The 26,825-nt window shown below is 38.2% G+C and carries 24 protein-coding genes; all 24 read left to right on the top strand.

All coding sequences use genetic code 11. The features are described from left to right. Positions 1-2 precede the first annotated feature (2 nt). Positions 3-1,262, top strand: a complete 1,260-nt coding sequence (gene rseP, locus J2Y03_RS06395) for an RIP metalloprotease RseP (RefSeq protein WP_132086098.1) — start codon at positions 3-5, stop codon at positions 1,260-1,262. A gap of 164 nt (positions 1,263-1,426) precedes the next feature. Further along, complete coding sequence (locus J2Y03_RS06390) at positions 1,427-5,749, top strand: PolC-type DNA polymerase III (protein ID WP_310192037.1); 4,323 nt, start codon at positions 1,427-1,429, stop codon at positions 5,747-5,749. Between the two features lie 212 nt (positions 5,750-5,961). Continuing rightward, a complete protein-coding gene (rimP, locus tag J2Y03_RS06385) occupies positions 5,962-6,432 on the top strand; it encodes a ribosome maturation factor RimP (protein ID WP_310192033.1) in 471 nt (156 codons plus the stop codon). A 37-nt stretch (positions 6,433-6,469) separates the two neighbouring features. Then, positions 6,470-7,591 carry a transcription termination factor NusA gene (nusA, locus tag J2Y03_RS06380; RefSeq protein WP_310192032.1) on the top strand — a complete coding sequence of 374 codons (1,122 nt, stop codon included), beginning with the start codon at positions 6,470-6,472 and terminating at the stop codon, positions 7,589-7,591. A gap of 19 nt (positions 7,592-7,610) precedes the next feature. After that, entirely contained in the window at positions 7,611-7,895 is a 285-nt protein-coding gene (gene rnpM / locus J2Y03_RS06375; RefSeq protein ID WP_132086106.1) for an RNase P modulator RnpM, read from the top strand. Continuing rightward, entirely contained in the window at positions 7,892-8,194 is a 303-nt protein-coding gene (locus tag J2Y03_RS06370) for a YlxQ family RNA-binding protein (RefSeq protein WP_132086108.1), read from the top strand. The genes rnpM and J2Y03_RS06370 overlap by 4 nt, the downstream gene beginning before the upstream one ends. A 19-nt stretch (positions 8,195-8,213) precedes the next feature. Next, a complete protein-coding gene (gene infB / locus J2Y03_RS06365; protein ID WP_310192028.1) occupies positions 8,214-10,484 on the top strand; it encodes a translation initiation factor IF-2 in 2,271 nt (756 codons plus the stop codon). Next, entirely contained in the window at positions 10,481-10,762 is a 282-nt protein-coding gene (locus J2Y03_RS06360; protein ID WP_132086112.1) for a DUF503 domain-containing protein, read from the top strand. Before infB ends, J2Y03_RS06360 begins: the two co-directional genes overlap by 4 nt. 16 nt (positions 10,763-10,778) lie before the next feature. Further along, positions 10,779-11,150, top strand: coding sequence for a 30S ribosome-binding factor RbfA (gene rbfA, locus J2Y03_RS06355; protein WP_132086114.1), 372 nt, complete (start codon positions 10,779-10,781; stop codon positions 11,148-11,150). A 58-nt stretch (positions 11,151-11,208) separates the two neighbouring features. Further along, entirely contained in the window at positions 11,209-12,129 is a 921-nt protein-coding gene (gene truB / locus J2Y03_RS06350) for a tRNA pseudouridine(55) synthase TruB (protein ID WP_310192025.1), read from the top strand. A 32-nt stretch (positions 12,130-12,161) separates the two neighbouring features. After that, complete coding sequence (ribF, locus tag J2Y03_RS06345) at positions 12,162-13,109, top strand: bifunctional riboflavin kinase/FAD synthetase (RefSeq protein WP_310192023.1); 948 nt, start codon at positions 12,162-12,164, stop codon at positions 13,107-13,109. A gap of 164 nt (positions 13,110-13,273) precedes the next feature. Further along, on the top strand, positions 13,274-13,543 hold the full coding sequence (gene rpsO / locus J2Y03_RS06340; protein WP_095247643.1) for a 30S ribosomal protein S15: 270 nt from the start codon (positions 13,274-13,276) through the stop codon (positions 13,541-13,543). A gap of 206 nt (positions 13,544-13,749) precedes the next feature. Continuing rightward, positions 13,750-15,873, top strand: coding sequence for a polyribonucleotide nucleotidyltransferase (gene pnp / locus J2Y03_RS06335; protein WP_132086118.1), 2,124 nt, complete (start codon positions 13,750-13,752; stop codon positions 15,871-15,873). Between the two features lie 145 nt (positions 15,874-16,018). Next, complete coding sequence (locus tag J2Y03_RS06330) at positions 16,019-16,966, top strand: polysaccharide deacetylase family protein (RefSeq protein WP_310192021.1); 948 nt, start codon at positions 16,019-16,021, stop codon at positions 16,964-16,966. A 66-nt stretch (positions 16,967-17,032) separates the two neighbouring features. Then, positions 17,033-18,271 (top strand): M16 family metallopeptidase, encoded by a 1,239-nt coding sequence (locus tag J2Y03_RS06325; protein ID WP_310192019.1) that lies wholly within the window; start codon positions 17,033-17,035, stop codon positions 18,269-18,271. A 104-nt stretch (positions 18,272-18,375) separates the two neighbouring features. After that, the gene (locus J2Y03_RS06320; RefSeq protein WP_132086124.1) at positions 18,376-18,630 is read left to right on the top strand and encodes a YlmC/YmxH family sporulation protein; all 255 of its coding nucleotides are present in this window, start codon (positions 18,376-18,378) and stop codon (positions 18,628-18,630) included. Between the two features lie 165 nt (positions 18,631-18,795). Then, positions 18,796-19,698, top strand: coding sequence for a dipicolinic acid synthetase subunit A (gene dpaA / locus J2Y03_RS06315; protein WP_132086126.1), 903 nt, complete (start codon positions 18,796-18,798; stop codon positions 19,696-19,698). Next, positions 19,695-20,294 (top strand): dipicolinate synthase subunit B, encoded by a 600-nt coding sequence (gene dpaB, locus J2Y03_RS06310; RefSeq protein ID WP_310192015.1) that lies wholly within the window; start codon positions 19,695-19,697, stop codon positions 20,292-20,294. Before dpaA ends, dpaB begins: the two co-directional genes overlap by 4 nt. 184 nt (positions 20,295-20,478) lie before the next feature. After that, positions 20,479-21,537 (top strand): aspartate-semialdehyde dehydrogenase, encoded by a 1,059-nt coding sequence (gene asd / locus J2Y03_RS06305; RefSeq protein ID WP_310192012.1) that lies wholly within the window; start codon positions 20,479-20,481, stop codon positions 21,535-21,537. 32 nt (positions 21,538-21,569) lie between these two features. Further along, positions 21,570-22,814: an aspartate kinase gene (gene dapG / locus J2Y03_RS06300; RefSeq protein ID WP_310192009.1), complete on the top strand. Its 1,245-nt coding sequence runs from the start codon at positions 21,570-21,572 to the stop codon at positions 22,812-22,814. 81 nt (positions 22,815-22,895) lie between these two features. Beyond that, a complete protein-coding gene (gene dapA / locus J2Y03_RS06295; protein WP_310192007.1) occupies positions 22,896-23,771 on the top strand; it encodes a 4-hydroxy-tetrahydrodipicolinate synthase in 876 nt (291 codons plus the stop codon). 222 nt (positions 23,772-23,993) lie between these two features. Further along, positions 23,994-25,661: a ribonuclease J gene (locus J2Y03_RS06290; protein ID WP_310192005.1), complete on the top strand. Its 1,668-nt coding sequence runs from the start codon at positions 23,994-23,996 to the stop codon at positions 25,659-25,661. Between the two features lie 120 nt (positions 25,662-25,781). Beyond that, complete coding sequence (locus J2Y03_RS06285) at positions 25,782-26,537, top strand: ClpP family protease (protein WP_310192003.1); 756 nt, start codon at positions 25,782-25,784, stop codon at positions 26,535-26,537. Then, entirely contained in the window at positions 26,534-26,773 is a 240-nt protein-coding gene (locus J2Y03_RS06280; protein WP_132086139.1) for a YlzJ-like family protein, read from the top strand. The genes J2Y03_RS06285 and J2Y03_RS06280 overlap by 4 nt, the downstream gene beginning before the upstream one ends. The last annotated feature ends 52 nt before the right edge of the window (positions 26,774-26,825 follow it).

The following is a 26,825-nucleotide window of genomic DNA, read 5'->3' as shown; positions in this document are numbered from 1 at the left end:
GTTTGACTACAGTTATTGCCTTTATTGTTATCTTTGGTGCTCTAGTCTTCTTCCATGAATTAGGCCATTTGGTTTTTGCAAAACGGGCGGGAATTTTATGCCGTGAATTTGCAATCGGATTTGGCCCAAAGGTTTTCTCACATAAAAAAGGAGAAACTATCTATACAATTAGGTTATTGCCAATAGGTGGTTTTGTTCGGATGGCTGGTGAGGACCCTGAAACGGTAGAGATTAAACCAGGTTACAGGATTGGGCTTTTGTTTGACAAGGATAATACCGTTAACAAGATTATTTTGAACAATAAAGAAAAATACCCTGATTGTCGGATTGTGGAAGTTGAGTATGCTGACATAGAACACAAGCTGGTTATTAAAGGTTACCCAGAGGACGAGGAAGAAAGCTTGCAAACATTTGTGGTTAGTCCGACGGCAGTTACTGTTGAAAATGGAATTGAATCACAATTAGCTCCATATGATCGTCAATTTGCTTCGAAAACCTTACCGCAAAGAACCATGGCAATTTTTGCCGGGCCAATGATGAATTTTGTACTTGCCTTCTTTTTGTTCATTATCATTGCGTTCTTACAAGGGGTTCCTACTAACGAACCTAAATTGGGCGAAATCACTACCGATGGTGCAGCAAATTCCGCTGGACTGATGGAGGGTGACATTGTACAGAGTATTAATGGCGCTGAAATTTCAAGTTGGTCTGATGTTGTAGAAATTATTAGGGAAAATCCAAATGAAAAACTAGATTTCTTCATAAGCCGTGAAGGTCAAGAAAAGGAAATCTCCGTTACACCAAAAGAGCAAACCGTCGAAGGTGAAAAAATCGGTCTGATTGGAGTATATAGCCCAATTGAGAAATCGCCAGTGAAAGCAATAACGGCTGGTTTTACGGAGACATATTTTTGGACAAAGCAAATTTTTGTCATGCTAGGGCAATTAGTTACTGGTCAGTTCTCCATTGACATGCTATCAGGTCCGGTAGGAATATATGCTTCAACGGATACAGTAGTACAGTCAGGCATTTACTATGTTATGAAATGGGCAGCTATTTTAAGTATTAACTTAGGAATCATGAACCTCCTACCTATTCCTGCACTTGATGGTGGAAGACTAATGTTTTTCGCAGTAGAAGCAGTAAGAGGAAAGCCAATTGACCGTCATAAGGAAGGGATGGTCCACTTTATAGGCTTTGCATTGCTCATGCTCCTGATGCTAGTTGTTACTTGGAACGATATTCAAAGATTTTTCTTATAAATAAATTGTTTACCTAAAAGGGTTCCAGAGTGAACCCTTTTTTTTTACTTTTTTGGTTTAATTTTTCTGTCGAAATCAGCCGAATGATTTTGTATCATATGATATAATTACTCTTTGACATAAGAAAATTTAAAGAAGATTTTATATAGATGGGAGAGGGAATGATGAGCGAACATGCCTCTGGCAAAAAAGAGCGATTCTTACTCTTGCTCCAGCAACTAGAATTAAAAGAGGACGCTGTAGTAGCACAATTTCAAAATGCTCAAATAGAAAGATTTATTGTTGAAAAAAAGGCACGAAAATGGCATTTTCAATTTTTACTAGAAAAAATTCTTCCTTTTAGTATGTACCTTCGCTTTACTACTCAATTAGAAAGAAAATTTTCAACTATTGCAAGTATCTCCTACGAAATTAAAGTAGAGGAACCAAGTTTCCAAACAGAACTACTGCTGGAGTATTGGAATTATAGCATTCAGCAAATTGATGGTATTTCACCTCCGATGTTAAAGCTATTAAATGAGCAGGTTCCAACCATTAGCGGGAATAAGGTAACTGTTTCTGTCCGAAATGAAACGGAGGGAATGGCATTAAAAAGGAAGTATGGATCCCTTATTACGGGACTATATGAATCGTATGGATTTCCGAGCTTAACAATCGAAACGGATATCAATAATGAGGAAAAAAGTGACGAATATCAACAATTTTTATTAGCAAAACAAAAAGAAGATCAAGAACGTGGACTCATGGCCTTAGCTGACTTACAAAAGAAAGAGGCTGAAAAAGAGGCAGGGGCTGCTGTTCATGAGGGACCACTTTCAATCGGACTTACGATTAAGGATGATTCCGACCTTCGAAATATGATTGAGATTGTCGATGAGGAAAGACGCATCACCGTTGAAGGGTTTATTTTTGATGCTGAGACTAGGGAATTAAGAAGCGGGCGGACCCTATTAACATTTAAGATTACTGATTACACAAGTTCGCTGATGGTTAAAATGTTCTCTCGTGATAAAGAAGACGCAGCCCTTTACCAGCTAGTTAAAAAAGGGATGTGGGTAAGAGTAAGAGGAAGCATTCAAAATGATACCTTTGTCCGTGATTTAGTCATGATTGGTAATGATATAAACGAAATTAAACCAGCTGGACGTAAGGATACGGCACCGGAAAAAGAAAAACGAGTAGAGCTGCATCTCCATACTCCAATGAGCCAAATGGATGCGGTAACTCCGGTTTCAGCGCTCATTTCTCAAGCAAGTAAGTGGGGGCATAAAGCAATTGCTGTGACCGACCATGCTGTTGCTCAATCGTTTCCGGAGGCGTATGGTGCTGGAAAGAAAAACGATATTAAAATCCTATATGGCGTAGAAGTAAATCTCGTGGATGATGGTGTTCCGATTACCTATAATGATGCCCATCGTTTATTAGCAGAAGATACATTTGTAGTATTTGACGTAGAAACGACAGGTCTTTCAGCTGTGTATGATACCATTATTGAACTTGCGGCGGTAAAAATTAAAAATGGGGAAATTATTGATCGTTTTGAATCCTTTGCAAATCCGCATCATAGGCTATCTGCAACAACGATTAACTTAACAGGAATTACCGATGATATGGTGCAAAATGCTCCAGAGGTCGGAGAAGTCATACAAAGGTTTCATGATTGGGTAGGAAACGATGTGCTAGTGGCACACAATGCCTCTTTCGATATGGGTTTCCTCAATGTAGGGTATAAAAACATTGGGCTTGAGAAAGCAAAAAACCCAGTCATTGATACTCTAGAATTAGGTAGATTTCTATATCCAGAAATGAAAAATCATCGTTTAAATACACTAACGAAGAAATTTGATATTGAATTAACTCAGCATCATAGAGCGATATATGATGCAGAAGCAACAGGGTATTTACTGTTGAAAATGCTAAAGGACGCGTCTGGAAAAGGAATTGAATACCATGATCAATTTAACGATAACATGGGGAAAGGAAATGCCTATCAGCGTGCACGTCCTTACCACTGTACGCTCCTTGCTCAAACGGAAGTAGGTTTAAAGAATTTATTTAAACTCGTCTCCATTTCTCATATTGAATATTTCTATCGAGTACCGAGATTGCCAAGGTCCGTTCTTCAAAAATACCGAGAAGGAATTCTGGTAGGCTCTGGCTGTAATAAAGGAGAAGTTTTTGAGGGGATGATGCAAAAGTCTCCTGATGAAGTGGAAGCTTTTGCACAGTTCTATGATTACCTTGAGGTAATGCCGAAGGAAGTAAATGCTCCATTATTAGAAATGGAATTAGTTCGCGACGAAAAGGCTTTAGAAGATATTATCGGTAATATCGTGAAGCTTGGTGATAAATTAGGCATTCCGGTTGTAGCAACGGGAAATGTCCATTATTTAAATGAAAACGACAAAATCTATCGTAAAATATTAGTTAACTCTCAAGGAGGGGCAAATCCACTAAACCGGCATAAACTTCCTGATGTCCATTTTAGAACTACGAATGAAATGCTAGATGCATTTTCCTTCTTAGGTAAAGAAAAGGCAAAGGAAATCGTCGTTACCAATACAAACAAAATTGCCGATATGATCGATGTCATAAAACCAATTAAAGACGATTTGTATACTCCTAAAATCGAAGGCGCCGATGAAGAAATGCGAGAAATGAGCTATACAATGGCAAAGAAGATTTACGGAGAACAACTTCCAGAAATCGTTGAAGCACGTCTTGAAAAAGAATTGAAGAGTATCATCGGACATGGTTTCGCCGTCATTTACTTGATTTCGCATAAGCTTGTAAAAAAATCGTTGGATGATGGCTACCTTGTTGGTTCTCGTGGTTCAGTTGGTTCTTCCTTAGTTGCCACTATGACAGAGATTACCGAGGTAAATCCTTTACCTCCTCATTATGTTTGTCCAACCTGTAAGCATTCAGAATTCTTCAATGATGGTTCAGTTGGTTCAGGCTTTGACTTACCTGATAAGGACTGCCCAGAGTGTGGCGGTAAATACCGCAAAGATGGACATGATATTCCGTTTGAAACCTTCCTTGGCTTTAAAGGGGACAAGGTTCCCGATATTGACTTGAATTTCTCTGGAGAGTATCAGCCGCGTGCGCATAACTATACGAAGGTCCTCTTTGGAGAGGACAAGGTTTTTAGAGCAGGTACGATTGGAACAGTAGCAGATAAAACGGCGTTTGGATATGTAAAGGCCTATCAGCAGGACAATAACTTACAATTACGCGGAGCAGAAATAGATAGACTTGTTTCCGGATGTACGGGCGTAAAACGAACAACCGGTCAGCATCCTGGCGGTATCATTGTTATTCCTGATTATATGGATGTTTATGATTTTTCACCGATTCAATTCCCTGCAGATGATAGGAATTCTGAGTGGAAGACAACACATTTTGATTTCCATTCCATTCATGATAATGTCCTAAAACTAGATATACTCGGTCACGATGATCCGACAGTAATCAGAATGCTTCAAGACTTAAGTGGAATGGATCCAAAAACAATACCTACTGATGATCCAGAAGTAATGAAAATCTTTAGTGGGACAGAATCACTAGGTGTAACCGAACAACAGATCATGTGTAAAACAGGTACCCTTGGGATACCCGAATTCGGTACACGATTTGTTCGTCAAATGCTTGAAGATACGAAACCAACGACTTTCTCTGAATTAGTTCAAATTTCAGGTTTATCGCATGGAACAGATGTATGGCTGGGAAATGCACAAGAATTGATTCATAACCGCACCTGTAATCTAAGCGAAGTTATTGGCTGCCGGGATGATATCATGGTATACCTTATTTATCAGGGACTAGATCCATCTTTTGCCTTTAAAATAATGGAATCGGTCCGTAAGGGTAAAGGTCTCACAGACGAAATGGAAGCTGAAATGCGTCGAAATGAAGTGCCTGAATGGTATATTGATTCTTGTAAAAAGATTAAATATATGTTTCCAAAGGCCCACGCAGCGGCTTATGTATTGATGGCAGTAAGGATTGCCTATTTCAAGGTTCATCTTCCACTTCTATATTACGCTGCCTATTTTACTGTTCGGGCAGAAGACTTCGATATTGAAGCGATGTCAAGAGGGTCAGAATCTATCCGGGCAAAAATTGAAGAAATTAATGCAAAGGGTCTTGAGGTGTCAAATAAAGAAAAAAACTTGCTTACAGTACTTGAACTAGCACTTGAAATGACAGAAAGAGGCTTTTCTTTCCAAAATTATGATTTATATAAATCAGACGCTTCAGAGTTTATCATAGAAGGAAATTCCTTGATCCCTCCATTTAATTCAATACCAGGGCTAGGAACAAATGCTGCTTATAATATTGTTAAATCAAGACAAGATGGAGAGTTTCTATCTAAAGAAGATTTACAGCAGCGTGGTAAAGTTTCAAAAACTATTTTAGAATATTTAGACAAACAAGGCTGCCTTGGATCTTTACCAGAACAAAATCAGCTATCCCTATTCTAAATAGTTAAAACCCTTCTATAAAGCGTTTCGGTTTGCATATAAAATTTGGTTATGGTATAGTTTTATTGGAAATACTAAGAAATACTCTCGTGTACAAGAGTGGGGAAACCCGCTCTTTCGTTTTTGTATAAAGCATTTTTTGTAGAGTAACTAATAAAACTTTCCGTGAAATACGTATAATATGGGTGAAATGTCGGTAAAGGAGGTTGAACATGAGCAAAGTAACGGAAGTAGTAGAAGAGCTTGCGCAACCAATTATTCAAGAGTTAGGATTAGAATTGGTGGAAATCGAGTTTGTAAAAGAAGGGAAAAACTGGTTTCTGCGCGTATATATTGATAAAGAAAACGGTGTTGATATAGAGGACTGTGGCATTGTCAGTGAACGGCTTAGTGAAAAACTCGATGAACTTGACCCGATTACCCAAAATTATTTCCTTGAGGTATCCTCTCCTGGTGCAGAACGACCGCTTAAAAAAGCAAAAGACTTTGAAAAGGCAATTGGCAAAAATGTATTTATAAAAACATATGAGCCAATCGACGGTGAAAAAGGATTTGAAGGAACATTGTTAGAGTATGACGGGCAAACAGTGAAAGTTGAAATGAAAATTAAGACCCGTAAAAAAGTCATCGAGATTCCTTTTGAAAAAGTGGCTAGTGCACGGCTGGCAGTTATTTTTTCATAATGAAAGAAATATATGAAGGATAGGGGGATACGATCAAATGAGCAGCGAACTATTAGATGCTCTTACAATACTAGAAAGAGAAAAGGGCATTTCTAGAGATGTAATAATTGATGCGATTGAAGCAGCACTTGTATCGGCATATCGCCGCAATTTTAATCAAGCCCAAAATGTTCGAATTGATTTTAATTTGCAAACAGGTACAATGCGAGTTTTTGCAAGAAAAGAAGTAGTGGATCAAGTTTTTGACCCTCGTCTTGAAATATCATTAGCAGATGCTAGGAACATTAATCCTAACTATGTTGTTGAAGATATTGTTGAAATGGAAGTAACACCTAAGGACTTTGGTAGAATTGCAGCTCAAACGGCAAAACAGGTTGTTACCCAGCGAGTTAGGGAAGCAGAAAGAGGCATTATTTATTCCGAGTTCATCGATCGTGAAGAAGATATCATGACTGGAATTGTTCAAAGACTTGATTCAAAATTCATTTATGTCAGCCTTGGTAAAATTGAAGCGTTGCTACCTGTAAACGAACAAATGCCAAATGAGCGTTATAAGCCTCATGACCGTATAAAGGTTTTTATTACGAAGGTAGAAAAGACAACGAAAGGCCCGCAAATTTTCGTATCACGGACACATCCGGGCCTGCTTAAACGATTGTTCGAAATTGAGGTTCCAGAAATATATGATGGTACGGTTGAAATAAAATCAGTCGCTCGTGAAGCTGGTGACCGTTCAAAAATTTCTGTTCATTCGGATAATAATGAAGTTGACCCAGTCGGCTCCTGTGTTGGTCCAAAAGGTACAAGAGTTCAAGCCGTTGTTAACGAGTTAAAAGGTGAAAAAATTGATATTGTTAAATGGTCAGATAATCCTGTTGTCTTTGTTGCTAATTCTTTAAGTCCATCTAAAGTTTTAGATGTAATGGTAAATGAATCTGAAAAAGCGACAACAGTAGTTGTACCAGATTATCAGCTTTCACTTGCTATTGGAAAGCGCGGACAAAACGCTCGTCTTGCAGCAAAGCTAACAGGCTGGAAAATAGATATCAAATCTGAAACAGATGCACGCGAACTAGGAATCTATCCACGTGAAGAAATGATACGACTTTTTGATGATCAGGTAGATGTTGAATTTAATGATGAAGAAGAAAAGGATTAATAAGTGAGGTGAGTGATGAGTGAACAATCGTAAAAAAGTTCCTATGCGTAAATGTGTCGCAACCGGTGAAATGAAACCGAAAAAAGAACTCGTTCGCATCGTTCGCTCAAAAGAAGGGGATGTATCTATCGACTTAACAGGGAAAAAGTCGGGCAGAGGTGCATATCTTTCTAAGGACAAGGAAGCGGTCCTACTAGCCAAGAAGAAAAACACTTTATCTAATCATTTACAAGTTTCCATAAATGAAACATTATATGAAGAATTATTGGAACTGATAGATAAGGAAAACAGGCAGTCTATATGAATACAAATCAATGGATGTCGTTACTTGGCTTAGCCAATCGAGCACGGAAAATCATATCGGGTGAGGAGCTTTCTGTTAAGGAGATACGAAACGGAAAAGCAAAACTCGTACTTTTATCGGCAGATGCATCTGCAAATACGACAAAAAAAATTACAGATAAATGTAAATCATACCAAGTTCCATATAAATTAGTGGAAGATCGCCACCTTCTTGGCCAAGCGATTGGCAAAGAAGCCCGCGTTGTTGTAGCTGTACTAGATGATGGATTTGCAAAAAAACTGATGACGTTGCTCGATTAATTCTAGCGGGGGTGAAAATATGAGTAAAATACGTGTTTATGAGTATGCAAAGAAACACAATATTTCAAGTAAAGATGTAATTACCAAACTCAAAGAAATGAATATAGAGGTTTCCAATCATATGGCAACAATAGAAGATGCTGCGGTTGTAAAGCTTGACGCAACATATAATAAAAACCAAAGCAATTCTGGACAAAAGCAGGCAAGACCTCAACAACAAAATCGCCAGAATCAGAATCCACAGCAGCAGGGAGTTAAACCACAAGTGCAAAGTAAAACAAGTCCAAAAGCTTTCGAGGATGATGACTCAAAAACTACTCCTAGCAAAGTAAAAGTGGTCTCACCACCAAAAACGGTTGACACTAAAAAGCAAAGTCAACAATTCCAATCTAAGGAAAATAAAGTATTCAGCCCTGGAAAAGGTACTAAAAAACCTTTTAATAATAATAACCAAAATCGCAATAATAATAACAACCGGAAAAAGAACCATACACCGGTGCAGCAAGCACTGCCACAAGTTAGGAAAGTGAAAGAGCTTCCAGCTAAAATTACTTTCAGTGATTCGTTAACGGTTGGAGAATTTGCTAAAAAAATCTACCGTGAACCTTCCGAAATAATCAAGAAACTCTTTTTATTAGGAGTTATGGCGACCATTAATCAGGTCTTAGACAAGGACGCCATCGAATTGATTGCTAGTGAATATGGGGTTGAGGTTGAAGAGGAAATAAAAATCGATGCCACAGACCTTGAAGTTTATTTTACAGAAGATGCACCTGAAGAGCTTGTAGAAAGACCTTCAGTTGTTACTATTATGGGTCACGTTGACCATGGGAAAACAACATTGCTTGATTCCATTCGTCACACTAAGGTAACCGAAGGTGAAGCGGGTGGAATTACCCAGCATATTGGTGCCTACCAAGTTGTTGAAAATGGTAAGAAGATAACATTCCTTGATACACCGGGACATGCTGCCTTCACAACGATGCGTGCTCGTGGTGCAAAAATTACGGATATCACAATCCTAGTGGTAGCGGCTGATGACGGCGTTATGCCTCAAACGGTTGAAGCTATTAACCATGCTAAGGCTGCAGAAGTTCCAATAATCGTTGCAGTTAATAAGATGGATAAGGAAGCTGCAAATCCTGATCGTGTGATGCAAGAACTTACCGAGCATGGGTTAGTTTCCGAAGCATGGGGCGGAGATACGATTTTTGTTCCAATTTCTGCGAAAAATGGCGATGGGATAGATACTTTGCTCGAAATGGTTCTACTTGTTGGTGAAGTGGAAGAATGGAAAGCAAACCCTAATCGTAAAGCAGTTGGAACCGTTATTGAAGCACAATTAGATAAAGGCCGTGGATCAGTGGCTACCTTGCTCGTTCAGAATGGTACACTGAAAATAGGTGACCCTATTGTTGTAGGAAACACTTATGGTCGTGTTCGTGCAATGGTAAATGACCTAGGACGCCGTGTGAAAGAAGCTGGACCGTCTACACCTGTTGAAATTACAGGTTTAAGTGATGTTCCACAAGCTGGTGACCGTTTCGTTGTATTAGACGATGAGAAAACAGCTCGTCAAGTGGGTGAAGCACGTGCACAGCAAGCATTGGCAGCACAGCGTGGTGAAAAAACAATCGTCAGCCTAGATAATTTATTTGAACAGTTGAAGCAAGGAGAGATGAAGGATCTAAACATCATTCTGAAAGCTGATGTTCAAGGTTCAGCTGAAGCTGTGGCAGCTTCACTTCAAAAAATTGATGTTGAAGGTGTTAATATCAGAATTATTCATAGTGGTGCAGGTGCCATTAATGAGTCGGATATTACCCTTGCCTCCGCTTCTAATGCGATTGTGATTGGCTTTAACGTTCGTCCTGATGTGAATGCGAAACGCGCAGCTGAGCAAGAAAAGGTCGATGTTCGACTTCACAGTATTATTTACAAAGTTATTGAAGAAATTGAATTCGCGATGAAAGGTATGCTGGATCCTGAATTTAAGGAAAAAGTAATTGGTCAAGCAGAAATTCGCCAAACCTTTAAAGTTTCAAAGGTTGGGACCATTGCTGGTTCTTATGTGACAGACGGGAAAATTACTCGTGATAGCGGAATTCGTTTAATTCGTAATGGTGTTGTCATCTTTGAAGGAAATATCGATGCATTAAAACGTTTTAAAGATGATGCCAAAGAGGTTGCACAAGGTTATGAATGTGGTATTACCATTAAAAACTTCAATGATGTTAAAGAAGGAGATATTATTGAAGCTTACGTAATGGAAGAAATTGAGCGTAAATGATTGTAGGTTTGGCAGTTTGTGAATGCATCATATACGATGCTCATTCTTTAAAAGAGAAACGTGCAGTTTTGCAGCGAATTCTCACTAGGTTAAAACAAAAATTTAATGTATCTGTTTCGGAGGTTGGCTATCAGGATGTGTGGCAGAGAACAAAAATAGCTATCGCAGCGGTGACATCCAACCGAGTAATGACTGAAATGGAGCTGCAAAATGCACTTAAGTTAATTGATTCTTTTCCTGAAATAGAAAGAACGATCACCGATATAGAATGGCTTTAAGTTAAGAGGTGAAGTAATGAGTCACAGAGCAAATCGTGTTGGAGAGCAAATGAAGAAAGAACTAAGTGACATCATTGGCCGGAAAATTAAAGATCCCCGGATCGGCTTTGTTACGGTTACTGAAGTTCAAGTGACAGGCGATCTCCAACAAGCAAAAGTATATATTTCTGTTTTGGGCGATGATGAGCAAAGGGAAAACACTCTAAAGGGTCTTGCAAAGGCGAAGGGGTTCATCAGAACCGAAATAGGCCATCGTATTCGCTTGCGTAAAACACCGGAAATCCTTTTTGAATGGGATGAATCTATGGAGTACGGTAATCGAATTAATTCACTCATTCATCAATTGCACCATGACGATAATAGCATGGAAAAAAATGAAGAAGAATAATTGGATAGACAAATGTCTATCCTTTTTTTTCGATAAAAATGAAATTGGGGTGATTGCGATGGAAGGAATCTTACCATTATATAAACCGGCCGGGATGACGTCGCATGATTGTGTATTTAGACTGAGAAAAATATTAAGAACGAAAAAAGTGGGACATACAGGTACTCTAGACCCTGATGTAACCGGAGTTCTTCCTATTTGTATAGGGAAAGCAACAAAAGTAGCTGAATACATAACGGACGCAGGAAAAAGTTATGAAGGGGAAGTAACACTTGGGTTCTCAACAACAACTGAAGATGCCTCTGGTGAAAAGGTTGTAGAGAAGAAAGTAGAACGAACCATAAGCAGGAAAGAAATCATTCAAGTGCTTGATTCTTTTAGCGGTGAGATAGAACAAACTCCACCAATGTTTTCTGCTGTAAAAGTTGGCGGTACTCGGCTATATGAGTATGCACGCAAAGGTATTGAAGTGGAACGACCGACTAGAAAGGTAACCATTTATTCAATTGAGTTGCTTGATGATCGAGAAGAGTTTTCAGGAGAAACGATTTCTTTTCGTTTTAGAGTAGGCTGCAGTAAGGGAACCTATATCAGGACATTAGCTGTCATGATAGGTGAAAGTCTCGACTACCCTGCACATATGTCAAATTTAATCAGGGTCCAATCGGCAGCTTTTACACTTGATGATTGTCTGACCTTTGAAGAAATTGAAAAGTTAATGGAAACGGGCACCATTTCCACTTGTTTAAGACCTTTAGAAATGGCACTTTCTCATTTGCCGAAATACATAATAAATGATAAAGTAGCAGAGAAAGTGAAAAATGGCGCACTTTTACAAATACCAGAGTATTTAAAAAATAGTAACGGACCAATTATCGCTGAAACGGAAGAAGGAAAAGCTCTTGCCATTTATTCGGTACACCCGAACAAGCCAGGGCTTTTAAAACCGGTTAAAGTTTTGCGTAATGATCAAGGTTAAAAAGGTTACGGTCTAGAAAAGGTGAGTTTCATATGGAAGTAATAAAGTTAAATTTCCCATTAAATATAGATAAATCTGTATTACCACCATTATCTATGGCACTTGGCTATTTTGACGGTGTACATCGTGGTCATCAAAAAGTTATTCTCGAAGCAAAGAAACAAGCAGAGCAAAAAAGACTTCATTCCGGAGTAATGACCTTTGACCCTCATCCATCTGTAGTGTTAAGGAAAAGTGAAAAGCGTGTTCAATATATAACACCCTTAGAAGCGAAAATAAAAATTATTGAGGAATTGGGCATTGATTATCTTTTTGTTGTCCATTTTACTACAGATTTTGCTAATCTGCTGCCACAAGAATTTATCGATCAATATGTCATTGATCTTAATGTAAAACATGTGGTTGCTGGATTTGATTTTTCTTATGGCCGTATGGGAAAAGGAACGATGGAAACATTGCCATTCCATTCAAGAGAAATATTTACTTTCTCGGTAGTAGAAAAATTCACCTGTGGAAATGAAAAAGTGAGTTCAACCCGAATCCGACAATACATCTCAGATGGAAGAACAGCAGAGTTGCCTGACCTGCTCGGCAGGTTCTATCGGACAGAAGGTATAGTTGGCCATGGAGATAAAAGAGGCAGGACGATTGGATTTCCTACCGCAAATGTTGAGACAAAGGATGAATATATTTTACCGCCACTTGGTGTTTATGCGGTAAAAATCAATGTTGGTGAAAATTGGTATGATGGTGTATGCAATGTAGGCTATAAACCAACCTTTAATAAAGAAGCTTTAAGGGTATCAGTTGAAGTAAATGTATTTAATTTTGACCAAGATATTTATGGTGAACTTGTAACGGTTGAATGGCATCAATATCTTCGCAAAGAACAAAAATTCTCCGGAATTGACGAACTCGTTGCTCAAATTGAAAGAGATAAGCAAAATGCTATACAATACTTTAATAATATCGACAAATAGTAACCAAATAATTGCAAAAAATAGCCTTTTCTTAGGTTTGAACTTGCTTTTTGCCGTGAAACGTTGTATTCTTATTAACGTATTAAAAATAACCTTTGCTTGGCAAGTCGAGTCACCGACGCTTGCTCAGTAACAGGGGATAGTAAATTTAGGAGGTGAATAGGATGGCAATCACACAAGAACGTAAAAACGAACTTATCGCTGAGTATAAAACTCATGATAACGACACTGGATCTGCAGAGGTTCAAATCGCTGTCCTTACTGAATCAATCAACAATTTGAATGAGCACTTACGTACTCATAAGAAGGACCACCACTCACGTCGCGGTCTGTTGAAAATGGTTGGTAAGCGTCGTAATCTTTTAACGTACCTGCGTAATAAAGATGTTCAACGTTACCGTGTATTAATCACTAAGCTTGGACTTCGTCGATAATCAAAAGAAGCGGGATTTTTCCCGCTTTTTTGTTAGGTTTAAAAACGAAAAAATCTCTTATACATATTTTAAGTCGCAGAATTTTGTGCATACTATAAGTATATTTGTATTAATAACATAGGCTAAAAGCTTTTTATATTAGATGATTAGAGCGATACAATTTCGCATTATCCTCTAGTGTGATTTGGATAGAGAGGGGTAATAAAATGGAACAAACGAAACATGAGTATTCCATGGATTGGGCTGGACGTAAATTAACCGTTGAAATTGGCCAATTAGCCAAACAAGCTAATGGAGCGGTAATGGTCCGTTATGGAGATACAGCAGTTTTAAGTACAGCTACAGCTTCAAAAGAACCAAAAAACTTAGATTTTTTTCCATTAACATGTAACTACGAAGAAAGATTATATGCTGTGGGGAAAATACCTGGCGGCTTTATTAAACGTGAAGGTCGTCCTAGTGAAAAAGCAATTTTAGCAAGCCGATTGATTGACCGCCCGATTCGTCCGCTTTTTGCTGATGGATTTCGTAATGATGTACAAGTTATCAGTATTGTTATGAGTGTTGATCAAGATTGTTCATCAGAGATGGCTGCGATGTTTGGTTCTTCGTTAGCACTTTCTACATCTGACATACCGTTCGAGGGGCCGATTGCTGGTGTTATAGTTGGTCGTGTAGACGGAGAGTTTGTTATTAACCCAACAGTTGAACAAGCTGAAAAAAGCGACATTCATTTAACGGTTGCCGGGACTAAAGATGCGATTAACATGGTTGAAGCTGGCGCAGATGAGGTTTCTGAGGAAATTATGCTTGAGGCAATCATGCATGGACATGAACATATTAAAAGACTAATCGAATTCCAAGAAAAGATTGTAGCTGAAGCAGGCAAAGAAAAAAGAGCTGTTTCCTTATACGAACTCGATAAAGAGCTTGAAACTGAAGTTAGAGAAATGTGCGAAGCTGAAATGGTAACTGCCATTCAGGTTCAAGAAAAGCATGCACGTGAGGATGCCATTAAAGAAGTGAAAAATCGGGTTATTGCTAAGTTCGTAGAGAACGAAGCAACTGACGATGACTTGAAGCAAGTTAAACAAATATTGGATAAAATTGTTAAAGGTGAAGTTCGCCGTTTAATAACCGTTGAAAAGATTCGTCCTGATGGTCGGAAAATCGACGAAATACGTCCTTTATCTTCGCAAATAGGTATTTTACCACGTACGCATGGATCCGGATTATTTACCCGTGGACAAACTCAGGCATTAAGTATTTGTACATTAGGAGCAATGGGAGATGTTCAAATTCTCGATGGATTGGGAATCGAAGAAGAGAAGCGTTTCATGCACCATTACAACTTCCCTTTATTTAGTGTTGGTGAAACAGGACCAATCCGTGGACCAGGTCGTCGTGAAATCGGACATGGGGCGCTTGGTGAACGGGCACTAGAACCAATCGTACCATCTGAAAAGGATTTCCCATATACAATTCGTCTTGTTTCTGAAGTACTTGAATCAAACGGTTCTACTTCACAAGCAAGTATATGTGCAAGTACACTCGCGATGATGGATGCTGGTGTTCCAATTAAAGCTCCAGTTGCTGGTATTGCAATGGGACTTGTAAAATCAGGTGAATATTACACTGTTTTATCTGACATTCAAGGAATGGAAGACCACCTTGGAGATATGGATTTCAAAGTGGCAGGAACGGCTAAGGGTGTAACTGCTCTGCAAATGGATATTAAGATTAAAGGACTTTCTCGTGAAATCCTAGAAGAGGCACTTCAACAGGCTAAAAAGGGTAGAATGCACATTCTTGATTCAATGCTTGCTACCATTGGAGAGCCTAGAACTGAGCTTTCAAAATTTGCACCAAAAATCTTAACAATGAAAATTAACCCAGATAAAATCCGTGATGTTATTGGACCAAGTGGTAAGCAAATCAATAAAATTATTGAAGAAACTGGCGTTAAGATTGATATTGAACAAGATGGTACAGTATTCATTGCTTCAACTGATCAAGAAATGAATCAGAAAGCAAAGAAAATTATTGAAGATATCGTTCGTGAGGTTGTAGTCGGCGAAATGTACCTTGGCAAAGTCAAACGTGTTGAAAAATTTGGTGCGTTTGTAGAAATATTTGCTGGAAAAGATGGACTTGTCCATATTTCTGAATTGGCTGAAGAGCGAGTTGGAAAAGTGGAGGATGTCGTTAAAATTGGTGACGAATTTTTAGTAAAAGTTACTGAAATTGATAAGCAAGGACGTGTAAACCTATCACGTAAGGCAATATTAAAGGAACAACGTGAAAAGGCTGAAGCAGAGAAACAACAATAATGCATTCTCTTTAAAAGTGAAATAGAAAGGTCAGGGGGAACCCTGACTTTTTCCATGTTAGTTCTATCTAGTTTAGCTGCGCTTCCGCTTTTAGTTCTACCTTGTCCCTCTTATTCATATAGTTTGTATGAAGGGGGGAAGGAAGATGAAGAAGTTAAGGATGATCGTTTTCTTAGTAATTGCTACTTGGTTTTCTGTAAACAATCCACTAGTTGATACATATGTGTCTTCACTTAAGGGTAACGCGCTAACCGTTGGCAAGCAAGAAGATCCGCTTTATCAAAGTATTGTAAAAAATGCTTCTACATATGAAATACTACCTTCCGATGCAAAAATCGATAGAGTGTGGAAAGCAATCCCAGGCTATAATGGGATAACTGTCGATATTGAAGCTTCATATAAAAATATGAAGAAAAATGGAACTTTTGATGAAAAAAAATTGGTATATAAACAGATAGAACCTTCTGTCCATCTTAAAGATTTGCCGCCATCACCTATTTATCGTGGACATCCCGAAAAGCCGATGGTCAGCTTCATCATTAATGTAGCATGGGGAAATGAATATTTGCCCTCAATGCTTGCAACTCTAAAAAACCATCAGATATCAGCTAGTTTTTTTCTTGAAGGAAACTGGGTAAAAAATAATCCTGATTTAGCAAAAATGATTGTAAGTGCGGGTCATGAGGTAGGAAACCATTCCTATACGCATCCGGATATGAAAACGTTAACAGCATCCCAAACAAGGGATCAACTTATAAGAACAAATGAAGTAATTAAGGCAGCAACTGGGAAGAAAAGTGAATGGTTTGGTCCTCCAAGTGGCAGTTATCGAGATGAAACAGTTAAAATAGCAGCGGAATTAAATATGAAGACAGTCATGTGGACAGTAGATACGATTGATTGGCAAAAGCCTTCACCTGACCAACTAATCAATCGTGTTATCTCGAAAATTGATAATGGTTCAATGGTCCTTATGCATCCAACGGAACCCACTGCAAAATCACTAGATCGATTGATTAAACTGATTGAAGAAAAGGGATTAAACATAGCGACTGTAAGTGAGTTAATGAGTGAAGAAAGAATTATGAAATAAAATGAACTGAGAAACCAGATAATAAAGGAAAATAAGTTTCCGTTTTTTATAGATAGGAGGATTTTGATGATAAACAGATTTTCTTGCAAAAATGGTGTAAGAATTGTATTAGAAAATATTCCAACAGTGAGATCTGTTGCCATTGGAGTATGGATTGGCACTGGATCAAGAAATGAAAATCCCCAAACAAATGGTATTTCGCACTTTTTAGAGCATATGTTCTTCAAGGGGACGACGACGCGTTCAGCGAAAGAAATAGCTGAATCCTTCGATAGTATTGGTGGTCAAGTAAATGCTTTTACCTCAAAGGAGTACACATGCTACTATGCAAAAGTACTGGATACACATGCACAATTCGCTTTAGATGTTTTAGCTGATATGTTCTTTAATTCAACCTTTGTCGAAGAAGAATTAAATAAAGAAAGAAATGTAGTTCTGGAAGAAATCAAAATGTATGATGATACTCCAGATGATATTGTTCATGATTTACTTAGCCGAGCTATTTATGGAGACCATCCACTTGGATATCCTATTTTAGGAACAGAGGAAACACTGAAAACGTTTACTGGTAATACTCTTAAAGAATATATTCACAATCACTACACACCCGAAAATGTGGTTATTTCAATAGCTGGAAATGTTTCTGAAAGTTTTATTAAAGAAGTTGAAAAGTATTTTGGATCGTATGAAGGTGGAAAAAGTGCGATCACTGAAAATATTCCGACATTCCATTCTAATCAATTATCTCGTAAGAAAGAAACAGAACAAGCACATCTCTGTATCGGATTCGAAGGACTAAAGATTGGTCACGAGGATGTCTACAGTTTAATTATTTTAAATAATATTTTAGGCGGCAGTATGAGCAGCAGGCTTTTCCAAGAAGTTCGTGAACAGCGAGGCCTAGCTTATTCTGTTTTCTCCTATCATTCTGCTTATCAAGATAACGGAGTTGTGACCGTATATGGTGGGACTGGGGCAAAGCAGCTTGATGTGTTATTCGAAACGATTCAGGAAACACTTGAAAAATTAAAACAAGATGGAATTACCGCAAAAGAACTAATCAATAGTAAAGAACAGTTAAAAGGAAGTTTAATGTTAAGCTTAGAGAGTACAAATAGCAGGATGAGCCGTAATGGAAAAAACGAACTACTCTTAAAGCGTCATCGTTCACTTGATGAGATAATTGAGCAAATTGATCAAGTAACCAAACAAAGTGTAGATGGCATGGCAACTTCTGTCTTTACAGACAAGTACTCTGTTTCCTTAATCAGCCCTGATGGTGAATTACCAAAAAATTTATTATAAAATGAGGAAAAACAGTTCACTTTTGAACTGTTTTTTCTTTAGTCTAAAATTGGACTTCCATCGATAAACATATAGTAAAGATGTTGAGGGAGGGGGCCAATAAGATGAGGTTAAGTGAATTAAGCGGTAAAGAAATTGTAGATGTAAAAAAGGCAGAGCGGTTGGGAGTTCTGGGTCAAACAGATCTTGAAATCAATGAAAGTACAGGACAAATTCAAGCTTTACTGATTCCATCTTCCTTAAAGTGGTTTGGATTTAGAAAGCAGGGCGGAGAAATTAGAGTTCCATGGCAGCATATAAAAAAAATAGGATCTGACATGATCATTATTGATGTACAAGAAGAAGAGGAAGTTGAATAATGATGAGAAAACATAAAGGCTCAAGCAAAATAAATTTTGCTTGGGCTTTTTTTATTTATCTGTATCTGAAAAACTCACAGATTCATTCGCCCTTACATAATATGTTGAAGTGATAAGAAGAAAAGACTTCTGTTTGGATTTTTTGAAAAGAAGGTGAATGATTTCATGCTGACAGGGATGCAGATAGCCGTGATCGGTGGAGATGCAAGACAGCTGGAAATTATCCGGAAGTTAACCGAGTTAGATGCCAGATTATCTTTAATTGGCTTTGAGCAGCTTGACCACGCGTTCACAGGCGCTGTTAAGGAAAAGTTGGATGAAGTCGATTTTTTAAATATGGATGCTTTAATCTTACCGGTACCCGGTACAAATTTAGAAGGGCATGTTGAAACAATCTTTTCGAATGAAAAGGTAATATTAACAGCCGAAATGCTTTTGAAAACACCAGAACATTGTACCATTTACTCCGGAATTAGTAATGCTTATTTAAACGGTATTACGAAGGAAGCAAATCGTCCGCTTGTACAGCTTTTTGAAAGGGACGATGTGGCTATTTACAATTCTATTCCGACTGTAGAAGGAACAATCATGATGGCCATCCAGCATACTGATTTCACGATTCATGGCTCAAATATTACGGTATTAGGCTTAGGAAGAGTTGGGATGAGTGTAGCAAGAACGTTCCATGCGCTTGGAGCAAAAATAAAGGTTGGTGCCAGGAAAACTGAACATCTTGCAAGAATTACGGAAATGGGTTTAACGCCATTTCATTTAAACGAAATAGAACAGCAGGTGAAGGATACAGATATCTTAATCAATACTATCCCGTTATTAATTGTAACTGCATCAGTTATTTCCAAAATGCCTGCTCATACTCTGATTATTGATCTAGCTTCAAAGCCAGGTGGAACTGATTTTAGATATGCAGAGAAAAGAGGCATAAAAGCACTACTTGCACCAGGATTACCTGGAATAGTCGCGCCAAAAACAGCTGGTCAAATACTAGCCAACGTTCTGGCCCAATTGCTTCAAGATAATTTAAGCAAGCGAAAGGGGAAAATAAAATGAGTTTAAAAGGAAAAAAAATAGGCTTTGGGTTAACAGGTTCCCATTGTACGTATGATGCTGTATTTCCTGAAATTGAGAAGTTAGTTCAAGCGGGTGCCGAAGTATTACCTGTAGTAACATTTACGGTACAAAATACAGAAACCCGTTTTGGAAAAGGTGAGGATTGGATTCAAAGGATTGAGGATTTAACTGGTAACAGAGCAATAGATTCAATCGTTAAAGCAGAGCCATTAGGTCCAAAAATCCCTTTAGATTGTATGGTAGTTGCTCCTTTAACAGGTGTTTCAATGAGTAAATTCGCGAATGCGATGAATGATAGTCCAGTATTAATGGCTGCAAAAGCTACACTGAGAAATCTAAAACCTGTGGTACTAGGAATTTCGACAAATGACGCTTTGGGGCTCAATGGAGTAAACTTAATGAGATTAATGGCAACAAAAAATATATATTTTATTCCATATGGTCAGGATGACCCTGTTAAAAAACCTAATTCTATGGTGGCAAGAATGCCTATGTTAATGGAAACAGTTGAAGCTGCAATTGAAGGAAGACAAATTCAACCAGTTTTAGTAGAAAGATACATGGATGTAGACTAATTCTAACTCCTTTCATCAAATATGGTTTTTTCTTTCAAGGAATATGTTAATATATTTATAATTCAATCATCAGTGGGACCAATTATCTCACTGATGAGAATTTATATTAACCATTTCTGATTCTTTTTAAATTGAAACAGAAAAGACCAATAAATAGATGAAAGATTGAAAGGGGTACTAGAAAATGAATCAAACTAGTGGTTATCATGTTGCGGTAGTAGGGGCAACAGGTGCGGTGGGTCAACAAATGATCCAAACGTTAGTTAAACAAAAATTCCCAATTAAACAATTAACCTTATTATCTTCTGCACGTTCAGCCGGTAAGAAAGTTATGATAGATGGGGTAGAGCATACGATTCAAGAAGCTAAGCCTGAAAGCTTTGCTGGAGTCGATATTGCTTTATTCTCAGCTGGCGGCGATATATCAAAAGAGCTTGCCCCGGAAGCTGTAAAACACGGAGCGATTGTAGTAGACAACACAAGTGCTTTTAGAATGGCGCAGGATATTCCTCTCGTTGTTCCTGAGGTAAATGAACATGATTTGAACAATCATAATGGCATCATTGCTAACCCTAATTGTTCTACTATCCAAATGGTAGTTGCCTTAGAACCAGTTAGACAAAAATATGGACTGAAGAAAGTGATCGTTTCCACCTATCAAGCAGTGTCAGGTGCTGGAGCTGTTGCGATTGAGGAATTACAGAATCAAACAAAAGCTATAATTGATGGTGAGGCAGTAGAACCAAAAATCTTACCTGTAAAAGGTGACAAGAACCACTATCAAATAGCCTTTAATGCTATACCACAAATAGATAAATTTACAGAAAACGGCTACACATATGAAGAAATGAAAATGATCAATGAAACGAAAAAGATTATGCATCTGCCAGAACTTCCTGTAGCGGCCACTTGTGTAAGATTACCTGTCGCAGTGGGTCACTCTGAATCTGTTTATTTTGAAATTGAAGAAGATGGAGTCAGTGCAAATGAGATAAAGGAATTGTTAAAAACAGCTCCAGGTGTTGTTTTACAAGATGACCCTGAGAATCAATTATATCCGATGCCAGCGAATTGTGTAGGAAGTAATGATGTGTTTGTAGGACGAATCCGTAACGACCTTAATGATAGTCGTGGCTTCCATATGTGGGTTGTTTCTGATAATTTACTCAAGGGTGCTGCCTGGAATTCAGTTCAAATTGCAGAAAGCTTAATAAAATTAGGATTAATCAAAGAAAAAAAATAAAGGTCTGATAAAAAGGCAGGTTTAAATGTCATATGAAAATAATAGTTCAAAAATTTGGCGGGACATCTGTCAGGGATCAAGCTAGCAGGCAGCATGCTAGGAAACATATCGAAAATGCATTAGATGATGGATATAAGGTTGTAGTAGTGGTATCAGCAATGGGGCGTAGTGGTGAGCCCTATGCAACCGATACACTCCTCTCTTTAATCGGGGGTAATCAAAGTAAGGTCAATAAACGCGAACATGATCTGCTTTTATCCTGTGGGGAAATCATCTCTAGTGTAGTTTTTGCAAATATGCTAAAGGACAATGGCATTAACGCGATTGCTTTGACAGGGGCCCAGGCAGGATTTAGAACGAATAATGAACATTCACAGGCAAAGATTGTAGAAATGAAATGTGATCGATTGCTGCGAGAACTTGAACATAATGATGTTGTGGTTGTTGCTGGATTCCAAGGAGCTGCAAAGAACGGTGACGTCACAACAATTGGACGAGGTGGCAGTGATACTTCGGCAGCTGCTTTAGGGGCAGCACTAAATGCAGAATGGATTGATATTTTTACCGACGTAGAAGGAATTATGACAGCAGACCCAAGAATAGCAGAAAATGCTAGACGGCTTTCTGTTGTAACCTATACTGAATTATGTAACATGGCCTATCAGGGTGCGAAGGTTATTCATCCAAGAGCAGTTGAAATAGCTATGCAGGCGAAGGTTCCTATTCGCATTCGCTCTACCTATTCTGATAATTTAGGTACATTGGTCACATCAATCTCGAAGGAATCACGAGGCAGTGATATTAAAGAAAGAACGGTAACGGGTATCGCACATGTTTCGAAAGTGACTCAAATAAAGGTTTATGCAAAAAAAGACCAATACTATCTACAATCAGAAGTTTTTAAAGCAATGGCAAATGAAAAAATTAGTGTGGATTTCATCAATATTTCACCGAATAGTGTTGTATACACGGTGACGGAGGAAATGACTGAAAGAGCCATTACGGTCTTAAAAGAAATAGGGAATGATCCTGTAGTAGAACGTCATTGTGCAAAGGTATCGGTCGTTGGAGCTGGAATTGCCGGAGTTCCTGGAGTTACATCTAAAATAGTTACTGCTCTTTCCGAGAAAGGGATTCGTATCTTACAATCCGCTGATAGTCATACCACGATTTGGGTACTTGTGAAGCAAGACGATTTGGTTAAATCAGTGAATGCATTGCATGACGCCTTTCATCTAGAAGAAGAAACACTGGAAACAAAGCTTGCGGATATCTAATGAAGTATGGAATCGATAATGGCAGTTTGTTTTCAAATTGTCATTGTCCCATTGATTTTCGTAATTGAAAGGAGTAGTAAAATGGTTCATTTTGGACGGGTTTCAACTGCCATGGTTACCCCTTTTGATAAAAAAGGACATATAGATTTTTCTAAGACCACCCAATTAGTTAATTATCTAATCGATAATGGAACGGAATCCCTTGTGGTTGCGGGGACAACTGGTGAATCGCCAACCTTGTCAAAGGAAGAAAAATTGGCATTATTTAATCATGTTGTAAAGATTGTTGGAAAAAGAATTCCTGTTATAGCTGGCACAGGCAGTAATAATACCTACGCATCGGTGGAACTGACTAAAAAAGCAGAACAGGTTGGTGTCGACGCAATTATGCTGGTGGCTCCCTATTATAATAAACCGAATCAGGAGGGCTTGTATCAACATATTAAAACAGTTGCTGAAGCTACCTCTTTGCCTATAATGGTTTATAATATCCCAGGAAGGTCAGCAGTAAATATTCATCCTGATACCATTATTAGGCTGTCGAAAATTTCGAATATCGTAGCTGTTAAAGAGGCAAGCGGGGACTTAAATGCTATGACTCACATTATTTCAAATACCGATAGTGACTTCGCTCTCTACAGTGGTGATGATGCTTTAACGGTTCCGGTTCTTTCCATTGGTGGTGCAGGAGTTGTTTCTGTTGCCTCACATGTGATTGGAAAAGAAATGCAAGAGATGGTAACGGCTTTTTTAGATGGAGAAAATGAAAAGTCAGCAAAGCTGCACCAACGGCTCCTTCCACTTATGCAGGGACTATTTGCAGCTCCAAATCCTGCACCTGTAAAAACAGCTCTCCAAGTTAAAGGACTCGATGTAGGATCAGTGCGACTGCCGCTTGTTCCATTAACTGAACTAGAACGCAGCACTTTAATTCAATTAATTAAATTACTAAAGTAGTGTTAAAAATGCCAATTTATTTCATTGATTGGCATTTTTATTTTGGTTCAAGGAACGTCCTTTTCGTTGATACTAAATCCTCCTTTTGGAAAATGGTTGTAAAGGTTTTCAGATATCAAGTATAATAGTCATAACTGATTTCGATCGGGCAATATTGAAATGTCGAAGACCTTTAGTGAAAGAGTGCTTGAGCTAGACAATCAACATAGGAGGAAACAGAAATTGATAAATAGAAAAAATAGTTCCATTAAGATCATCTCGCTTGGTGGTATTGGAGAAATCGGGAAAAACATGTACCTTGTCGAGGTGGACAAGGACATCTTTATTATTGATGCCGGGTTAATGTTCCCCGAGGATGAAATGCTTGGCATTGATATCGTTATTCCAGACATCAGTTATTTAACAGAAAATAAAGAAAGGGTAAAGGCGGTATTCCTTACACATGGTCATGAAGATCATATCGGTGCCCTTTCTTATCTTCTCCGTCAATTGGATGTCCCTGTATACGGAACAAGACTTACGTTAGCTCTTGCTAACGCAAAGCTAAAGGAGCAGGAATATAGCGGGAAGACTAATTTTATTGAAGTAACATCCGATACGATTGTTCAATTGGATTCTGTCGATGTTAGCTTCTTTCGAACAAATCACAGTATTCCTGATTCAGTTGGTGTTTGTGTCCATACTTCAGAAGGTATCATCGTCTATACGGGTGATTTCAAATTTGATCAGGCAGCATCTAACCTTTATAAGCCAGATATAGGGAAAATGGCGGCGATTGGAGAAAAAGGTGTATTGTGTTTACTATCAGACAGTACAGAAGCTGAAAAACCTGGATACACTACTTCCGAAGCAATCGTTGAACGTGAATTATCAACAGCATTATATAATACTCGAGGAAGAATGATTGCTGCTTGCTTCGCATCTGATATTAACAGGATTCAGCATATTTTTAACGCTGCTAGGGACAATGGTCGTAAAGTAGCTGTAGTTGGGAAAAGTCTAGAAAGAATTTATCATATTGCCCTTGATTTAGGTTACTTAGAGGTGGAAGAAGATCTTATTGTCCCTCTTAGTGAAATAAATAATTATGAAGACAAGGAAATCTTAGTCTTAATGACGGGAAGCCAAGGAGAGCCAATTGAGGCACTTCAAAAAATGGCAAAGCAAACGGCTAAGTATGTAAATATTCAACCAGGAGATACTGTATTAATTGCAGCTTCCCCGCTTAGAGGCAGTGAATTATTAATATCGAGAACTGTGGATATGCTTTTTAGAGCCGGAGCAAATGTAATTTCAGGAAAAAGGACGGTACATGTGTCCAGCCATGGCAGTCAAGAAGAATTAAAATTTATGATTAACTTAATGAAGCCTCAATACTTTATTCCAGTCCATGGGGAGTATCGTATGTTGAAGGCACATCGGAAATTGGCGCTTGATTGTGGAATCAGTGATGAGAATATTATTATTCCAGACCGTGGAGATATAGTAGAATTTAAGGATGACAGGTTAAATATCTTGGGTAAAGTTCCTTCCGGAAATGTTTTAATTGATGGTATTGGTGTTGGAGATGTTGGAAATATTGTATTACGGGATCGAAGGCTCTTATCTCAAGATGGTATTTTAATCGTAGTGGTTACCTTAACACGGCAGGATAAGAGAATAGCTGCGGGTCCTGAAATTATCTCACGTGGTTTTGTCTATGTACGTGAATCGGAAAAATTAATGGATGAATCTACAAAATTGGTTCGAGACATCGTGCAAAAGAACATTTCCAAAGAATCTTTTGAATGGGCAAGCACAAAGCAGGATATAAGAGATGGCTTAAACAGGTATTTGTTTGAAAAAACAAAGAGAAGACCGATGATACTTCCTATTATTATGGAGGTATAAAATGATGAAGGCATTGGAACTCCAATGCCTTTTTATTATTACATATGTTAATTCCACCTATCTAAGAATGAAATTGTTTCATAGGTCAATACTAACGGTATCATGCGTGAAGGGAGACTTATGATGAATAACGATTTACAAAAAAGCGAATCGGAAAAACAAGAAGGGCAAGAACCTCAGAAAGAGGATAAGCCATCATCTTTAATGGAAAAAATTCAGCAGCTAGGACAAACAAATGTACCTCAACTATCCTCCGATTCAAGAATCCATTGTTTGACGATTATTGGACAAATTGAGGGCCATTTAGCTCTGCCTCCACAAAATAAAACGACTAAATATGAACACTTAATTCCTCAATTAGTGGCAATTGAACAAAATCCAAAAATAGAAGGAGTTTTAATCATATTAAATACAGTTGGCGGAGATGTCGAGGCAGGACTTGCCATATCCGAGATGCTAGCTACGTTATCAAAACCAACTGTATCGATTGTCTTAGGTGGCGGGCATTCCATTGGTGTACCAATAGCGGTATCTTGTGATCACTCCTTTATTGCCGGGACAGCAACGATGACAATCCATCCAATTCGTTTAACCGGTCTAGTTATCGGAGTACCTGCAACCTTCGAATATTTAGATAAAATGCAGGATAGAGTGGTCAATTTTGTAACGAAACACTCGAATATTTCTGAAGAAAAATTTAAAGACTTAATGTTTGCTAAAGGAAATCTTACTCGTGACATAGGGACAAATGTAGTTGGTCCTGACGCAGTGGAATATGGATTAATAGATGAAGTAGGTGGGCTAGGTCAAGCGATGAAGAAGCTTAACCAATTAATTGATCAGTCCAAAGTGACAAACGAGGGGTTGGTTCAATGATTCTGTATACTACTATGCCGCAAGAATATATTTTTCCAACTGATTCAGAATCCTTTACGAAACAACAAACTGTAACCTATCAAGGAGTATCACTATTAGTAGAACAATCTGATTCACAAAATGTACAAGTGGTACGTGTATTAAGTAGTGATCCACAGCATTATCTTGACGAGCGGATATGTCCTGGAGCTAAAATTTCTTGTGCCAGCATTCTAGGATTGTCCGCCAACTTTTAAGTTCTTATGGTATAATCAGGATACGAAGCTTAAGCAGCCATTCAGGCTGCTT

Source organism: Neobacillus niacini, assembly GCF_031457145.1.
GTDB classification, from domain to species: domain Bacteria; phylum Bacillota; class Bacilli; order Bacillales; family Cytobacillaceae; genus Neobacillus; species Neobacillus niacini_J.
Note: the sequence above shows the minus strand (reverse complement) of the source record. Positions and strands in the feature narration are given on the sequence as shown.

Excerpts from the sequence above, each read along its gene's own strand:
- J2Y03_RS06390 (WP_310192037.1), top strand. The coding sequence starts at position 1,427 with ATGAGCGAACATGCCTCTGGCAAAAAAGAGCGATTCTTACTCTTGCTC.
- rimP (WP_310192033.1), top strand. The coding sequence starts at position 5,962 with ATGAGCAAAGTAACGGAAGTAGTAGAAGAGCTTGCGCAACCAATTATT.
- nusA (WP_310192032.1), top strand. The coding sequence starts at position 6,470 with ATGAGCAGCGAACTATTAGATGCTCTTACAATACTAGAAAGAGAAAAG.
- J2Y03_RS06370 (WP_132086108.1), top strand. The coding sequence starts at position 7,892 with ATGAATACAAATCAATGGATGTCGTTACTTGGCTTAGCCAATCGAGCA.
- infB (WP_310192028.1), top strand. The coding sequence starts at position 8,214 with ATGAGTAAAATACGTGTTTATGAGTATGCAAAGAAACACAATATTTCA.
- J2Y03_RS06360 (WP_132086112.1), top strand. The coding sequence starts at position 10,481 with ATGATTGTAGGTTTGGCAGTTTGTGAATGCATCATATACGATGCTCAT.
- rbfA (WP_132086114.1), top strand. The coding sequence starts at position 10,779 with ATGAGTCACAGAGCAAATCGTGTTGGAGAGCAAATGAAGAAAGAACTA.
- truB (WP_310192025.1), top strand. The coding sequence starts at position 11,209 with ATGGAAGGAATCTTACCATTATATAAACCGGCCGGGATGACGTCGCAT.
- ribF (WP_310192023.1), top strand. The coding sequence starts at position 12,162 with ATGGAAGTAATAAAGTTAAATTTCCCATTAAATATAGATAAATCTGTA.
- rpsO (WP_095247643.1), top strand. The coding sequence starts at position 13,274 with ATGGCAATCACACAAGAACGTAAAAACGAACTTATCGCTGAGTATAAA.
- pnp (WP_132086118.1), top strand. The coding sequence starts at position 13,750 with ATGGAACAAACGAAACATGAGTATTCCATGGATTGGGCTGGACGTAAA.
- J2Y03_RS06330 (WP_310192021.1), top strand. The coding sequence starts at position 16,019 with ATGAAGAAGTTAAGGATGATCGTTTTCTTAGTAATTGCTACTTGGTTT.
- J2Y03_RS06325 (WP_310192019.1), top strand. The coding sequence starts at position 17,033 with ATGATAAACAGATTTTCTTGCAAAAATGGTGTAAGAATTGTATTAGAA.
- J2Y03_RS06320 (WP_132086124.1), top strand. The coding sequence starts at position 18,376 with ATGAGGTTAAGTGAATTAAGCGGTAAAGAAATTGTAGATGTAAAAAAG.
- dpaA (WP_132086126.1), top strand. The coding sequence starts at position 18,796 with ATGCTGACAGGGATGCAGATAGCCGTGATCGGTGGAGATGCAAGACAG.
- dpaB (WP_310192015.1), top strand. The coding sequence starts at position 19,695 with ATGAGTTTAAAAGGAAAAAAAATAGGCTTTGGGTTAACAGGTTCCCAT.
- asd (WP_310192012.1), top strand. The coding sequence starts at position 20,479 with ATGAATCAAACTAGTGGTTATCATGTTGCGGTAGTAGGGGCAACAGGT.
- dapG (WP_310192009.1), top strand. The coding sequence starts at position 21,570 with ATGAAAATAATAGTTCAAAAATTTGGCGGGACATCTGTCAGGGATCAA.
- dapA (WP_310192007.1), top strand. The coding sequence starts at position 22,896 with ATGGTTCATTTTGGACGGGTTTCAACTGCCATGGTTACCCCTTTTGAT.
- J2Y03_RS06285 (WP_310192003.1), top strand. The coding sequence starts at position 25,782 with ATGATGAATAACGATTTACAAAAAAGCGAATCGGAAAAACAAGAAGGG.
- J2Y03_RS06280 (WP_132086139.1), top strand. The coding sequence starts at position 26,534 with ATGATTCTGTATACTACTATGCCGCAAGAATATATTTTTCCAACTGAT.